14 protein-coding genes are annotated in these 14,103 nt (G+C 66.5%); 7 read left to right on the plus strand and 7 right to left on the minus strand.

Going from position 1 to position 14,103, the window contains the following annotated elements:
* A partial coding sequence (locus ABZ909_RS41525; protein WP_357011542.1) for an IPT/TIG domain-containing protein occupies positions 1-1,650 on the plus strand: 1,650 nt, incomplete at its 5' end.
* Between the two features lie 172 nt (positions 1,651-1,822).
* Here the strand turns inward: ABZ909_RS41525 and ABZ909_RS41530 are convergent.
* Positions 1,823-3,331, minus strand: a complete 1,509-nt coding sequence (locus ABZ909_RS41530; RefSeq protein ID WP_357011544.1) for an alpha/beta hydrolase — start codon at positions 3,329-3,331, stop codon at positions 1,823-1,825.
* Positions 3,332-3,533: 202 nt separating this feature from the next.
* Positions 3,534-4,187 carry a TetR/AcrR family transcriptional regulator gene (locus ABZ909_RS41535; RefSeq protein WP_357011546.1) on the minus strand — a complete coding sequence of 218 codons (654 nt, stop codon included), beginning with the start codon at positions 4,185-4,187 and terminating at the stop codon, positions 3,534-3,536.
* 75 nt (positions 4,188-4,262) lie between these two features.
* Here ABZ909_RS41535 and ABZ909_RS41540 point away from each other — a divergent pair, with 75 nt between their 5' ends.
* Complete coding sequence (locus tag ABZ909_RS41540; RefSeq protein WP_357011548.1) at positions 4,263-4,652, plus strand: DUF1761 domain-containing protein; 390 nt, start codon at positions 4,263-4,265, stop codon at positions 4,650-4,652.
* 29 nt (positions 4,653-4,681) lie between these two features.
* Complete coding sequence (locus tag ABZ909_RS41545) at positions 4,682-4,978, plus strand: DUF1905 domain-containing protein (protein ID WP_357011550.1); 297 nt, start codon at positions 4,682-4,684, stop codon at positions 4,976-4,978.
* 151 nt (positions 4,979-5,129) lie between these two features.
* On the opposite strand, the gene ABZ909_RS41550 is transcribed toward ABZ909_RS41545, so the two are convergent.
* Entirely contained in the window at positions 5,130-5,795 is a 666-nt protein-coding gene (locus ABZ909_RS41550; RefSeq protein ID WP_357011552.1) for a GNAT family N-acetyltransferase, read from the minus strand.
* Between the two features lie 271 nt (positions 5,796-6,066).
* Positions 6,067-6,873, minus strand: a complete 807-nt coding sequence (locus ABZ909_RS41555) for an IclR family transcriptional regulator (RefSeq protein WP_357011554.1) — start codon at positions 6,871-6,873, stop codon at positions 6,067-6,069.
* 100 nt (positions 6,874-6,973) lie between these two features.
* Here ABZ909_RS41555 and ABZ909_RS41560 point away from each other — a divergent pair, with 100 nt between their 5' ends.
* Complete coding sequence (locus ABZ909_RS41560; protein WP_357011556.1) at positions 6,974-7,948, plus strand: alpha/beta hydrolase; 975 nt, start codon at positions 6,974-6,976, stop codon at positions 7,946-7,948.
* A 36-nt stretch (positions 7,949-7,984) separates the two neighbouring features.
* Here ABZ909_RS41560 and ABZ909_RS41565 read toward each other — a convergent pair whose 3' ends face one another.
* Together ABZ909_RS41565 and ABZ909_RS41570 are read right to left on the minus strand one after the other, a co-directional pair.
* Positions 7,985-8,914 carry an LLM class flavin-dependent oxidoreductase gene (locus ABZ909_RS41565; protein WP_357011558.1) on the minus strand — a complete coding sequence of 310 codons (930 nt, stop codon included), beginning with the start codon at positions 8,912-8,914 and terminating at the stop codon, positions 7,985-7,987.
* Positions 8,915-9,353: 439 nt separating this feature from the next.
* Complete coding sequence (locus ABZ909_RS41570) at positions 9,354-10,481, minus strand: NADH:flavin oxidoreductase (protein WP_357011560.1); 1,128 nt, start codon at positions 10,479-10,481, stop codon at positions 9,354-9,356.
* Between the two features lie 115 nt (positions 10,482-10,596).
* Here ABZ909_RS41570 and ABZ909_RS41575 point away from each other — a divergent pair, with 115 nt between their 5' ends.
* The 3 genes from ABZ909_RS41575 to ABZ909_RS41585 all read left to right on the plus strand — a co-directional run bounded on the left by ABZ909_RS41575 (position 10,597) and on the right by ABZ909_RS41585 (position 13,584).
* On the plus strand, positions 10,597-11,040 hold the full coding sequence (locus tag ABZ909_RS41575; RefSeq protein WP_357011562.1) for a MarR family transcriptional regulator: 444 nt from the start codon (positions 10,597-10,599) through the stop codon (positions 11,038-11,040).
* 259 nt (positions 11,041-11,299) lie between these two features.
* Positions 11,300-11,560, plus strand: coding sequence for a hypothetical protein (locus ABZ909_RS41580; protein WP_357011564.1), 261 nt, complete (start codon positions 11,300-11,302; stop codon positions 11,558-11,560).
* A gap of 578 nt (positions 11,561-12,138) precedes the next feature.
* Positions 12,139-13,584 carry an MFS transporter gene (locus tag ABZ909_RS41585; protein ID WP_357011566.1) on the plus strand — a complete coding sequence of 482 codons (1,446 nt, stop codon included), beginning with the start codon at positions 12,139-12,141 and terminating at the stop codon, positions 13,582-13,584.
* A gap of 92 nt (positions 13,585-13,676) precedes the next feature.
* On the opposite strand, the gene paaI is transcribed toward ABZ909_RS41585, so the two are convergent.
* The gene (gene paaI, locus ABZ909_RS41590; protein ID WP_357011568.1) at positions 13,677-14,102 is read right to left on the minus strand and encodes a hydroxyphenylacetyl-CoA thioesterase PaaI; all 426 of its coding nucleotides are present in this window, start codon (positions 14,100-14,102) and stop codon (positions 13,677-13,679) included.
* Between the last annotated feature and the right edge of the window lies 1 nt (position 14,103).

The raw sequence follows: 14,103 nt of genomic DNA on the forward strand, positions 1-14,103 counted from the left end.
GCGGTGAGTTTCGGTGGGACACCGGCAACCTCGTTCACCGTCAACTCGGCCACCCAGATCACCGCGGTCGCACCCGCGGGGACTGCGGGGACCGTGCTGGTGACCGTCTCCACTGCGGGCGGAACCAGCAACGGTGTCGCCTTCACCTTTGTCGCGGTACCCACGCTGACCACCGTGGTACCCAACGTCGGTCCGGTGGCCGGCGGAACCACCGTCGTGCTCACCGGCACGAACCTCACCGGCGCCACCGCAGTGAGTTTCGGTGGCACACCGGCAACCTCGTTCACCGTGAACTCCGCCACCCAGATCACCGCCGTCGCACCCGCCGGGACAGCAGGGACCGTACTGATCACCGTCACCACTGCGGGCGGAACCAGCAACGGTATCTCCTTCACCTATGTCGCGGTGCCCACGCTGACCACCGTGGTACCCAACGTCGGTCCGGTGACCGGCGGAACGACCGTCGTGCTCACCGGCACCGCCCTCACGGGTGCGACGGCGGTGAGTTTCGGTGGCGTACCGGCGACTTCGTTCACAGTCAATTCCGCAATCCAGATCACCGCGGTCGCTCCTGCAGGGACTGCGGGGACCGTACAGATCACCGTCACCACCGCAGGCGGAACCAGCAACGGCGTCGCCTACACCTACGTCGCGGTACCCACCCTGACCACGGCGGTACCGAACGTCGGTCCGGTGACCGGCGGAACCACCGTCGTGCTCACCGGCACGAACCTCACCGGCGCCACCGCAGTGAGTTTCGGTGGCACACCGGCGACTTCGTTCACAGTCAATTCCGCCACCCAGATCACCGCGGTTGCCCCTGCCGGGACAGCGGGAACCGTAGTGGTCACTGCCACCACTGCGGGCGGAACCAGCAACGGCGTCGCCTTCACCTATGTCGCGGTACCCACGCTGACCACGGCGGTACCGAACGTCGGTCCGGTGACCGGCGGAACCACCGTCGTACTCGCCGGGACGAACCTGACCGGTGCGACGGCGGTGAGTTTCGGTGGGACACCGGCGACCTCGTTCACCGTCAACTCGGCCACCCAGATCACCGCGGTTGCCCCTGCCGGGACAGCGGGAACCGTAGTGGTCACTGCCACCACTGCGGGCGGAACCAGCAACGGCGTCGCCTTCACCTATGTCGCGGTACCCACCCTGACCACGGCGGTACCGAACGTCGGTCCGGTGACGGGCGAGACGACGGTCGTACTCGCCGGGACGAACCTCACCGGCGCCACCGCGGTGAGTTTCGGTGGCACACCGGCGACTTCGTTCACAGTCAATTCCGCAATCCAGATCACCGCGGTTGCCCCTGCCGGGACAGCGGGAACCGCACAGATCACCGTCACCACCGCAGGCGGAACCAGCAACGGCGTCGCCTACACCTACGTCGCGGTACCCACCCTGAGCGCGGCGGTGCCGGCCACCGGTTCGGTGGCCGGCGGGACCACGGTCGTGCTCGCCGGGACGAACCTCACCGGCGCCACCGCAGTGAGTTTCGGTGGCACACCGGCGACTTCGTTCACGGTTGATTCCGCAATCCAGATCACCGCCGTCGCCCCGGCGCAGGCGGCCGGGACGGTGCAGATCACCGCCACGACCGGAGGTGGCACCAGTAACGGTGTCGCCTTCACCTACGTCTGAGAGCGAATGCGGCTGGACCGCCGGTGGGCCATGGCCTGCCGGCGGCTCAGCCGTGTCGCGATCGAATGGAGCTCGACATCAACACCGAGTCGGTCTCGTTCATGACCTACGACAGCTAGATCACCAAGTGATGCTGAAGTACTGAGGCGGCTTCGGTTTCCGGGATCGCCGCCTATCGACAGGTGGGGTCGCCGGTGGGCAGATGTCCGCCGGCGAAGAAGGAGATCAGGGCGGCCTGGACACAGGAATCGCTGAAATCGACTCCGTGACCGGTGTTTTCGACTGTCACCATCGCGGCCCGCGTGCCCAGGGCCGTCAGGGTTTGGCGGGCACCGGAATACGGAGTCGACGGGTCGAAGCGGTTCTGCAGCAGCAGGATATCGGCCGGGCCGTCGTCGCCGATCCGGACCGGTTCCTGTTTCGGCGGGTAGTGCCAGTAGTTGCAGACCCAGGGGCTGCCGCCGAAGCCGTTGCCGATGGGGTACTTCGCCTTGTCCGCGGCGACGGCACCGGGGAACTGGCCGGTATCGGGTTGCCAGTGCAGGTCGTCGCACATGACGGCGTATTGGGCGGACAGGAAGTTGTCGGGGATCTCGGTCGGCAGCGCGGCCGAATTCGACGCCGCGCCAGTGCTCGCCGGTGCCGTCTCGCCGTTCGCGACTCGGAACGCGTTGTCCACCAAGGGATAGAGCTTCTCGTTCTGCTCGCACTCGTAGACGAGGATGCGTAGTCCGTTGCCATCCAGGACGCGGCCGTTCCCGAATCGGATCGGCGTGTGGTCGAGTCGTTCGGCGGTCCGGTAGTAGGAGTCCTCGACCTGGGATTCGTCGGTGCCGAGGTGCAGTGTGGCGTCCGCGGCCGCCAGCCACCGCGCCAGCGCGGGGAAGGCATCCTGGGCTCCCCGGCTGAACATGTCGCGCGCCGAGGTCTGCATGCCCAGCGGGTTGACGACGCTGTCGAGCACCACCCGGTCGGTGTGCGACGGGAACAGGGTCGCGTACACCGCGCCGAGGTAGGTGCCGTACGAGGTGCCCAGATACGACAGCGTGGGTGCGCGAAGCGCTGCCCGGAACCGGTCGATATCCCGCGCGACATTGGCCGTGGTGAGGTCGCGCAGGTAGTCACCCGCATTGCGGGCGCACGTGTCGGCGACCCGTTTCGCATAGGCGATATTCGCGTCCACCGTGCCATCCGGCGCCGGAAACGGCACCCCCGCCACGGCCGCCGCACGATCGGCGTCGTCCAGCCCGCAATGCACCGGCGCGCTGTTCCCGATGCCTCGGTCATCGAGGCCGACCAGGTCGTAGGCATCGGTTATCGCGGCAGGTAGCTGGCCGCGCATGACACCCGGCTGATCCAACCCCGGCACGCCCGGCCCTCCCGGCGACACGAGCAGAAAGCCCTTTCGCGCACCGGGCTTCGCCGTTGCGATCCGCGACACCGCCACCGTGATGGCGCCCCTGTCCGCCGCCGAATAGTCACGCGGCACCGTCAAGGTCGCGCACTGTTGCGCCGGATCACGCTGTGCGGCAACGCCTTCTGCATTCGGTGTCCCCGGCGGGCAGGCACTCCAGCGCAACTCGTCAGGCCCGCTCGTACCCGGCGTGCGCGCGGTGCACCCCGCCGCGACGAGCACGGCCGCCGACAGCGCGCCGATGAGCCGGATCCGGCGAAATTCCATCCCACAACCTCCGATGACTGTCGGTCAACCCGGAATCGAAGTCTGCCGATCTCGCTCGCCGACCGGCTCCATCCGCGGGTGGGGCAAGGGTGGAAACGGGTCCGGCACATCAACCCTGGCGGGCGGCCAAGGCGGTGCCTCACATTCGTGAGTCGGCATGGGTTGGATTCGCCTCGTTGATCCGAGGCAAAATCGTGTCCCGCTACGGCCGAGGCAGCCCTCGCGGTGGCTCTGTCCGGTAGCGACCGAGGAAGGTGGCGACTGCTTCTCCGGCGACGAGCGAAAGGTCGTCGTCGTGAATCCGGTCGCCACACAACGAAAGCCGGTTGAGCGGACCGCCGATCGCCAGCCACACGAACTGCTCGGCCGCGATGCGGGGGTGTTCGAGGCGCAACTCGCCGCGCTCGGTGAGTTCGGCGAGCACCTCGGCAAGTGTGTTGATATTGCGGTCCCAACTGCGGGCGACATAGTCCCGAGCGACGTCGGGAAAGGATGCTGCCTGGGCGGCGACCAAGGTGCGCATCTGCATCACCCCAGCGCTGAGGATTCCCGCCTGTAGAACAGTGGCCAGCCGACAGAGGCCCTCGGCGATATCGGTCGAGTTCAGCAGGGCGAGGGCGTGCGGCCGCAACGCGTCGTACCCCCGATCCACCCAGTCGCGGACCACAGCCGCGAAGAGCAGGTCCTTGGACCGGTAGGTGCGATACAGCGTCTGCTTGGACACGCCCGAATGCGCCGCAACGGAGTCCATGGTCGCTCTATCGAACCCATGTCTGACGAACTCGTTTCGAGCGATGCTCAACAACTCCGCACCACTACTTCCCCGGGGACGGCCCCGTCCGCGCGTACTCGACATGACGCCATTTTAGTACTTGACAGTTCAAAAATGCACGAATACTGTACGCATAAGTACTAAAATAGAGGAGTTCGGATGCTCGTCGTCGGAATCGCGGTAGCCGCGTTGGCGGCATTTGTAGTCAGTTCCGTCTACTACACAGTCGTCACTCCGCTGGAGCGGCGGGTGCTCGGCGCCGCGGCATTGGATCGCGGCGGACGGCCCACACCCTGGAAAGTGGTATGCGAGCTGCTGCGGACGGTTGTCCTGGCGGGCGTGTTCCATTGGGTCGCAGCTCGTTCGGGTATGCAGTCGGTATCCGGAGGTCTGCTGCTCGCGGTCATGCTGTGGATCGGCCTGCCGGTCATCCTGCTGACCGGGTCGATCATGTGGGAGCGTGTCGCGCCTGTCACTGCCGGCATGCACGCAGGCGACTGGCTGCTCAAATTGGCGTTGCTGGGGACTGTCCTCGGCCTCATCCATTGACGCCTGATCGAGCGCGGAAAGGACAGGCCATGACGGCAACTCCCCACAGGCAAGGCCCTCTCGACGTCGAGTTCAGCGCGGTCCTGCAGCGCAGCCCCGCCCCGGGCGGCTGGACATATGTCGTCATGCCCGGCTCGGCGGAATACTTCGGCACCCGCAGCTTGGTGAAAGTACGCGGCACCATGGACGGCATACCGTTCCGCAGCTCATTCATGGCGCTCGGCGACGGAACCCACAAGTTGCCGGTGAAGGCGGATCTCCTTCGGGCCCTGGGCAAGTCGCCTGGCGATACCATCACGGTCCGACTCGACGAACGGACCGCCTGACCGCGACGCCTACCCTCTGCCGTCCGGGCCGGGATTCGGACAAGTCGCCGGCCCGCATTCCCCGACCTGGAGCGAGGCGCTGATCTCCTGGTTCGAGTGCGCGGTCGCCGATCTGACCGATGCCGGGCTGGATGCCGCCGCTTCTTGCGGCTCAGCGACCGTCCTGCTGCGGGGGCCGCCACATCAACCACACTCGTGGGCCGCCGAAGTACATCGTCATCTGATCACGAACCGTAAATCCGAAGCGCTCGTAGTAGGCGAGATTTCCCGGATTGCTGGTTTCCAGGTAGGCGGAAGCGTTTTCGTGGTCACAGGGGCCCAGTCGCGACTGCAGTAGCTCGCGGCCATAACCCAGTCCTCGCGCGCCCGGAGATGTTCCGATCGCCTGTAGGTACCAGTGTGGCTCGCTCGGGTGTACGCGCTGTTTTTGGTGATCGGCCAGTCCCAGCCGCGGAATACGCGGCCCAATGCCCGTAACAGGCCGGGCAACATGCTCATTTGAGAGCGAATGGTGCGCCGCCAACGATCGGGTGGCGTCCACAGGGTCGCACCCTGCACGGTGCCGGACGCGCCAACGGCGACATCGACATGACCGTGCAGCAGGTGGTGCCGGGTCAGGGTGGTGAACATCTTCGTGGCGCGCGCCACCCGCGACTCGGAGTCCGGAAGCAGCCACCCGACATAGGGGTCGTCGTCGAATGCCGTCGCCAGCACGCCTGCCACGGAATCGATGTCGCCGGTCTCGGCAGCTCGGATCAACACGGCCACAACCGCAGTCTCGACAAGCCGACCCCCCATCGGTTGCTGCGCCGACCATCCGCGCAGCCTTCAAAACTGTTGATACACACCGATAATCAAGTGCGATCTCCGCTTACGGCCTCTGACGATACCCAGCCGCTGCCGCGTTCACCCGAGGAACGCATCCAAGGCCCAGACGAACGCACCGTATGCCGATTCCAGGACGGGAACCTGAGTCGCATCTGGGGTACCGCGGATCTGCGCTTCGGGTGGCTCGGGCGTCGCGATGTGAGACAGCGTCAGCCGAACAGAGAACCCCCAGGTCGCAGGTGCGCCTCCTTGTGATGCTGTCAACCGGCATCCCAGTTCGGAGCATCCTGCGGACCGGGATGGTCAGTCGGCGGCGGCAGGCTGCGTGAAATGCCTTGTGCCGTCACGTGCAACGCCGCGGTGAGGCGGGCGCGATCACGGGGCAGTGCGGGAACCACGATACCCAATGCGGCGATGTCACCGGTGTCGCGACCGGGAGTGTGGACGGGGACGGCGACCGAGCACGCCCCCAGCGTCATCTCTTCGACGGTGGTGGCGTAGCCGTGACGGCGAACCGCGGACAGTTGAGCGGTGAGGCGTGCGGGCTCGGTCACGGTGTACCGGGTGAATCGGGGCAATTGTTGTAGGACGCGCTCACGGATCCGTGGTGGTGCGTAGGCCAGCAGCACTTTCCCCACGCCGGTGGCGTGCAGCGGGAGTTTGCTTCCGGCCCAGCTGAGTACGGGCACCGACGCGTTGCCCGACAGCCGTTCCAGATACAGCACCTCGGTGTCTTCCCGGATCGCGAGATGCACGGTCGCGCGAGTGGTCGCGTAAAGGTCCTGCAGGAACGGCGAGGCGACCTGGCGCAGGTCGGTCTGCACCGGCGCCAACAGTCCGAGCTCCCACATCTTGTGGCCGATCATGTACTCGCCATGACTGTTTCGGGTCAGCACACCACCAGCGACGAGCTCTCCGGTGTGCCGGTACACCGTCGCGGGAGACAGGCCGGTGCGGCGAGCGAGCTGGGTGAGGGTGAGGCGGCGGTGATGCTCGTCGAAGGCACCCAGCAACGCCAGAACGCGGGAGATCACTGTGGCGCCCGCGGGCGTGGTGTTGCCTGCCATGGATCCTCCTGCTTTTCACTCAGCGAAATCCTAATCTCGACCAGCCACACCGGGGCTACTAAAGTTCGGCCACCTACACGACAAGATCGAGGTGCGCGCGGTGAGCCGGTTCAGATTTTTCGACGTTGTCCAATCGGCAGCAGCCCTGGTGGCACGGGCGTTCGTGCCCCGCACCGCGGCCGGTCAGCCGGTCGACTTCGCCGACGGCGGACAAGCCCGCTACAACCTCGTCTACGCGACCGTCGGTGCGGGCCGAGATCTCGCACTCGATCTGTTCCAGCCACCGGCGTCGCGCTGGACCGGCCCCCGACCGCTGGTGATCTACATCCACGGCGGTGCCTTCGCCCTGATGGGCAAGGAGGGCTGGCTGCCCATCGTCGGCGGGATCCGTTTTCCTCGAAGCATTTTCGCCGATCTGGTCGACCGCGGATACGCCGTGGCCAGCCTGGACTACCGCCTCTCCGGCGAGGCGCAATTCCCGCTGCCCCTGCACGACGTCAAGGCTGGCGTGCGCTGGCTACGTGCCCACGCCGAGGAATTGAATCTGGACCCGCACCGCTTCGCCGCCTGGGGCGAATCCGCCGGAGGATGGTTCTCCGCCATGCTCGCCACCACCGGTGATCTCCCCGCTCTCGAAGGGGACGAAGGCCTCACCGGCGTCTCCAGCAGCGTCCAGGCCGCCGTGGACTGGTACGGGCCGACCGACTTCATGAGCATGGACAGCCAAGCGGTCGCGCCGATCGCGCTCTCACACGGCGTCGGCAGCCCCGAGGCGGCGTTTCTGGGATGCCCTCCCGCCCAATGCCCCGAACTCAGCCGCACCGCCAGCCCACTCAGTTACGTCAACCCCGCGACCCCACCCATGCTTATTCAGCACGGCAGCCTCGACCACATCGTCCCGCCAGGACAAAGCACGCTGCTCGACCGAGCACTCACCGCCGTCGGCACACCACACCAATGCATCATCTACCCGCTCACCGACCACGGTTTCCTCGGCGCCGTAACCCTGAAACCCACCACAGTCCTCGACACCTTCCATACCTTCCTCGACGCACACCTCGACCCCAACCACTGATCACCCTGCGGGCAGCCCGCCTCCGAAACGATCGATCTACAGCGCCGCTCTCAGTGCGGGCAACGCCTGGGCCAGTGCGTCGAGTTGCCGGCGGGCGTCGAGCGAGCCGAGGCGCAATACCAAATGTTCGGCGCCTGCGTCGAGGTAGCGGCCCAGCCAGTCGATGCACTCCTCGGGGGAACCACCGAAATATGCTTGGACCGTCGACATTTCGTCGAGTGAGCGCCGATAGTACTGGCGGACGTACCCGTCGAGCTCGGCACGCGCCTTCGTGGAGTCCGGATCGAGGTTGATCGTCGCGTACATACCGGCGGTAACGGGGCGGTCCGTCAGATCCCGGATGGCAGTCCACGCCCGAGCATACGCGTCCGCGCTGGGTAGAAACGGCAGCCAGCCGTCGTAATGGCGGGCCACCCGCTGCAACACCCGAGGGGTGTCGCTACCGGCCAACCACAGCGGCGGCCCCGCCGCGCTCGCTGCGGGCAACGCACCCGAAAGGTCGTCGAACTTCCAGTAGCGTCCGTCGAAACGGCTACCGCCGGACCAACTCTCGCGCCAAATCGTCACTGTCTCGTCCAACCTCCCCACTCGCTGGTCGAACGGGACCCCGATGGCCGCGAATTCGTCTCGGCTCTCCGGTAGCGGGAATCCGGCGCCGAGGCCGAGTACAAGTCTGCCTTGGCTGAGCTGATCCACTGTCGCCGCAGTGTGCGCACTGAGCAAGGGATGGCGCAGGGTCGCGGTCCACGCGGCCGTACCCAATTGCACCCGGGTGGTGGTCGCGGCGACAGCGGCAAGTAGGGGCAACGGATCAACACGTGTGCGAGCCAGTGGCGAGTCACCGATCCATACCGAGTCGAATCCGGCACCTTCGGCGATCTCGCCGAATCCAACCAGCCCTGCAGCATCGTGGCTGCCGGTCATCGCGGTTTCGCGGCTCGGCAGCAATACTCCGACTCGAGTCATGCCGAAGATCCTCGGCGATGACCGGACAAGGAGCAATTACCTTGCAGGTAAAGGTATGCGAGATCCGCTGTCGTCGAATACGACGCCAAGACGTTTCTGGGCTGCGGTGATCGCGTCCTCGGACGCTGCCGTGCCGGGCTCTCGAGAGGTCGGGTAGTCGGTGAGACGCCGTTGTTGCTGGTACAGCTCATGAATCGAGGCGGGCCAGTCGGTCATTCGTGGATCATGCCTGAATGCCATAAGTAGATCGCCAACAGACACGGTCATCAGCAGCGCTCGATCTCCGATCGACTCGGCATACGTCCGCTCTTGCCGCATGCCCTGCCTGACCGAACCGGCCAGGCAGGCATCGGAAAATCAACGTACGCAGATCATCTGATGAAACGGCCGCGACTCGGACTCGACCGCTGGCTCGTGCGGCGGTCGAGCCCGCAGGCCGTCAGCTCAGCGTCTTCAATGCCGCCGCGTCGTATGGCTTCAGCTCGTCGATCTGTCCCGCAAGCACTTTGGAGGCCCATTCCGGGTCCTGGAGGAGCGCGCGGCCGACTGCTACCAGGTCGAATTCGTCGCGTTCGAGGCGGTCGAGGAGGTTGTCGAGGCTGCCTAGTGCGGCGCCCTCGCCGGTGAAGGCGCGCAGGAAGTCGCCGTCGAGGCCGACCGAACCGACGGTGATCGTTGTTTTGCCGGTGAGCTTTTTGGTCCAGCCAGCCAGATTCAGGTCCGAGTCGTCGAATTCCGGGAGCCAGTAGCGGCGGGTGGAGGCGTGGAAGGCGTCGACACCGGCCGCGGCGAGCGGGGCGAGGATTGCTTCGAGCTGCTGCGGGGTCTCGGCGAGGCGCGCGTTGTAGGCCTCTTGCTTCCACTGTGAGTAGCGGAAGATCACCGGGAAGTCGGGGGAGACGACCGCACGGACCGCCGCGACGATCTCGGCTGCGAACTGTGTGCGGGCCACGGCGTCGCCACCATAGGCGTCGGTGCGGCGGTTGGTTCGCTCCCACAGGAACTGGTCGAGGAGATAGCCGTGGGCGCCGTGCAGTTCGACGCCGTCGAAACCGATGCGCTCGGCGGCCGCGGCGGCCTCCGCGAAGGCGCCGATCACGTCGTCGAGGTCGCGCTGGGTCATCGCCTTGCCCGTGCCTTCGGTGCCGTCGACGCGAATGCCGGAGGGGCCGACCGCGGGCGCCTCGGCGAAGGGCGGCTCGCCATGGTTGCGGACCATGCCGATGTGCCACAGCTGCGGCACGATCGTGCCGCCCGCGGCGTGCACGTCCTCGACGACCTTGGCCCATCCCGCCAACTGGTCCTCGCCGTGGAAGCGCGGTACGCGATCGCTCTGTCCGGCCGAATCGTGGCCGACGTAGGTGCCCTCGGTGACGATCAAGCCGACGCCCGCGGCGGCGCGGCGTGCGTAGTAGGACCGCACGTCCTCGCCGGGAACGCCGCCGGGGGAGAACATGCGTGTCATCGGCGCCATCACGATGCGGTTCGGAACGGTCAGTCCGTTCAGTGCGACGGGCCGGGACAGCAGGTGGGCCGCTCGGGAGGCGTCGGAGGCGGTGACGGTCACTGGATGCTCCTCATGATTACTTGCCAATGTCGATGGTTGAGAACTTCAAGCAATACGGTCAGACGCTAGTGGTAAATATTTGAGGTAGTCAAGTATCTGCGGATAAGCTGGCCCCATGGCAGCAGCTCCCCGCGTCGACACCGCCCAGCTCATGGAGCTGCTCTCGCTGTCGCTCGGCGCCTACTACGGGGACTTCACGCTCGCGGCGGCGAGCGAGAACCTGACGGCGATCCAAGGCAAGACCCTGACCGTGCTGCGCCGCGGGCCCGTCGCGATGCGCGCCCTGGCCGAAATCATGGCCTGCGACGCCTCCAACGTCACCGGGATCATCGACCGACTCGAGAAGCGCGGGCTCGTGCGCCGCGAGGCCAGCGCATCCGACCGACGCGTCACGAACCTCGTCATCACGACCGAGGGTGAGCAGATCACCGACGCGATCCGCGCGAAGATGCATGCCACCCGGGATGGGCTGAACAGACTCAGCGACGAAGAGCAGAACCACCTGTGCGCCTTGTTGGAACGGGTGTTCATCACCCGGTCGGCCGCCCGCCCCGAGTGACCCGTACCGAATGTGATTGGAGCCGAGCTTTATTCGGCGCATCTGCGGGACTGTCCCGCTCGGCTCAGCGACCACCAACAGCGATCGTCGAGGCAACGGCAAGTGGATCATCGTCCTGGGCGCGCTTCGTGAGGTGTCACGTATTCGAATTACGTTGTGCCCCCTCTGATCGGGGCACCGGAACCCGTGGCTGGCTACGGCACAATGATCTTGGAATGGTTGGGAGCGCATTCCATTCCAACAGAGGGGTTTCCGCACGATGACTACTGTTCGCTCCGCTCTCCGTACCAGCCTGGTGACCACGGTTGCCGCCGCCGCGATCGCGGCGGGATCCGCGGTCGCCGCCGCCTCTCCCATGTCAGCCGACGGAGTTCCCCTGGAACTCGCCTCATCCACAGACCAGCCGACCGTCGCCCAGCCGATCTACACCCCGGACAGCGGCAGCGCCGCAATCAACCTCCTCAACATCCTCACCGGCAGCGCAGATCGCCCGTGCAACAGCGCCATCACCTGCGGCTGACCTGACCTCGCACGCAGGCCATCCATCCTCGACTTCGCTCGATCCCGCCCCACCACAGCGTCCTAGCTGCCACCGGCGCGGCCTCAGCGGGCCGAGATTGCAGCAGAACGACCGCGGGGCAGGATCCGCCTATCCCGAACCCGATGCCGCGGACCTGCTCACCCTCGCCAACGGCCTGGTCCTCGAGCAAATGGCCCTGCCCGTCGACAATTTCGAGTCCACCCATCTGCGCCCGGCCATCGCCCGGTCCTCTCCGAGCGGTCGTAACCGGGGCGGCTCGATCGCACCCCGCCCGATCGTTCACGACGGGCTACCTTCTGGTTCCCGATCCGCCGCATCCGCTTCCCAGCGGGGAAACGCACGCCACGCCGGACGTCGGCAGCACTTGAGCGTTGTGGCCGATACCCGCCAGCGACGGCCCGGTGGCACAGACAGGATGAGGAGGCGAGCCGGAACGGACCGGCGGTTCGAATGCCATCCGGCTCGCCGATCGAACGGCTGCCGTCACCCGCGCGGCCGTGTCGCTCGTCCGTGAATTCTCCTCGTGCGGAGGATCATTCGATCTTCGGAGTGAAACTGTGCCAAAACTCGAACTCGGGGCCCGGTGGGGCCTGGCCGCAATGCTCAGCATGTCGTTCATGTACCAGGCCGACGCCACGATCGTGAATGTGGCGCTGCCGTCGATTCGCGACGATCTGGGCGCCTCCAGCGCGCAACTCGAGTTGGTCATCGGCGGATACCTGCTGGCCTCGGCGACCTTGCTGATCCTCGGGGCCAGGCTCGGGCATCTCGCGGGCTATCGGCGTGTCTTCCTGGCCGGTGTCGCGCTTTTCGGCCTCGCGTCGCTGTTGTGCGGGCTGGCCCCCAATCCCCTTGTGCTGATCGCGATGCGAGTGCTCCAGGGCATCGGTGGCGCGCTCGCGGTTCCCCAAGTGATGACGGGCATTCAGCTGCAGTTCGCGCCGGGTCCGGAACGCACCCGCGCACTGGGGTTGCAGGCCATCGCGCTCTCGGGCGGGGCGGTGGCCGGGCAGCTGCTCGGCGGGCTGCTGGGCTCGTTCAATCTCTTCGGCTTGCACTGGCGACCGATATTTCTCATCAACGTGCCGATCGCGGTGGCGGTCATCGGGATCGGCCTGCTCGCGATACCCGGCGCCCGAACTACCGACCGCACCCAGCGGCTCGACGTGCCGGGAGCCACGGTCCTGTCGGCAACCGTCCTGACGCTCGTGCTGCCACTCACGGTGGGACGCGATGCCGGATGGCCGCTGTGGACGTGGTTGTGCCTGGCCGCGAGCGCCGGATTCTTCGCGATCTTCCTCGCGGTGGAATCGCGCCGGACCCGCGGCGGCGGCTCGCCGTTGTTCGACATGTCGGTGGTCACCCGGCCCTCGATCGCCTGGGGTCTGCTGTCCCAATCCCTCATGACGGCAACGTATTACGCACTGCTGTTCACCCTCGCGCAGTATCTCCAGCACGGTCTCGGCCGCAGCGCGTTGTTCTCCGGTCTCATCCTGATTCCATGGGTCGTCGCCTTCGGTGTGCCCGGCCGGTTGCTGCCGCACGTCCCCGGCGACCGTCAGCGGATGGTGCCGCACCTCGGCTGCCTGGTGGTGGTACTCGCCTATCTCGGACTGAGTGCGATGCTGTTCGCCGACAGCCGGTCTCCCGGACTGATGGTGGCGCTGCTCGCCGTCGGCGGGCTGGGGCTCGGCGCCAGCTACAGCGGCATGGTCGTGCATCTCACCACCACCGCGACACCCCGGCACGCTGCCGATATCAGCGGCGTGTTCATGACCAGCCTGCAGATCGCGGGCGCGATCGGCGTCGCCGCGTTCGGCGCGTTCTACCTGAACCTCACAACTCGGCACACCACCGATCCGAGCCGCCAATTCGCGTTCGTCTGTGTGACATTCGCGGTCACCGCCCTGCTGGGAGCGGCAGCGGCCCGGTTTGCGACACGCGCCCGAACGGAGAGCGCGGCTCCGGTAGCCCGTTCAGTACAGACCGAATCGGTCCGATGAGTTCGCCCGTCCCGAGTGCTTCGCGCCGAAGCACCCGGGACGGAGTGCATTACCGGGGCGGATTCCAGCTCGGCACCGGATCCAGATCGCGATCAGGACCGAGCTCGGATCTCACGGCTGGTGCCGCGGAATTCGGCCACGACGATCTCACCGCGACGCACGGTGACGTCGTAGATGCCATTGCGGCCGTAGCGGGCCCGCTCGACGGCTTCGGCGACCAGCTCGTCGCCGGCGGTCGTCGGTTCCAGGTAGGTGATCGACGCGCCGGCGGCCACCGTGGGACGGCCGTAACCATTGCAGGCCACCGCGAAGGCGGTGTCGGCCAGGAGGAAGACATAGCCGCCGTGGGTGATGGCGTGGCCGTTGAGCATGTCATCGGTGACCTTCATGGCGAGGGTGGCCGATCCGGGTCCGTTGCCCAGCAACTGAATTCCGCAGTCCGTCGACGCGTGATCTACGTCGAGCATGGCGCGGGCGAAGTTGGTTCCGGTGGAATCCTCGCCGACATGTTCGTTCATC

This window comes from Nocardia sp. NPDC046763, assembly GCF_040645495.1.
Lineage (GTDB): Bacteria > Actinomycetota > Actinomycetes > Mycobacteriales > Mycobacteriaceae > Nocardia.

Bases quoted from the DNA above. Each gene is read 5' to 3' on its own strand.
- ABZ909_RS41580 (WP_357011564.1), top strand. From the start codon at position 11,300: ATGACTACTGTTCGCTCCGCTCTCCGTACCAGCCTGGTGACCACGGTT.
- ABZ909_RS41545 (WP_357011550.1), top strand. From the start codon at position 4,682: ATGACGGCAACTCCCCACAGGCAAGGCCCTCTCGACGTCGAGTTCAGC.
- ABZ909_RS41550 (WP_357011552.1), bottom strand. From the start codon at position 5,795: ATGGTCGGCGCAGCAACCGATGGGGGGTCGGCTTGTCGAGACTGCGGT.
- ABZ909_RS41540 (WP_357011548.1), top strand. From the start codon at position 4,263: ATGCTCGTCGTCGGAATCGCGGTAGCCGCGTTGGCGGCATTTGTAGTC.
- ABZ909_RS41555 (WP_357011554.1), bottom strand. From the start codon at position 6,873: ATGGCAGGCAACACCACGCCCGCGGGCGCCACAGTGATCTCCCGCGTT.
- ABZ909_RS41530 (WP_357011544.1), bottom strand. From the start codon at position 3,331: ATGGAATTTCGCCGGATCCGGCTCATCGGCGCGCTGTCGGCGGCCGTG.
- paaI (WP_357011568.1), bottom strand. From the start codon at position 14,102: ATGAACGAACATGTCGGCGAGGATTCCACCGGAACCAACTTCGCCCGC.
- ABZ909_RS41535 (WP_357011546.1), bottom strand. From the start codon at position 4,187: ATGTCGAGTACGCGCGGACGGGGCCGTCCCCGGGGAAGTAGTGGTGCG.
- ABZ909_RS41565 (WP_357011558.1), bottom strand. From the start codon at position 8,914: ATGACTCGAGTCGGAGTATTGCTGCCGAGCCGCGAAACCGCGATGACC.
- ABZ909_RS41575 (WP_357011562.1), top strand. From the start codon at position 10,597: ATGGCAGCAGCTCCCCGCGTCGACACCGCCCAGCTCATGGAGCTGCTC.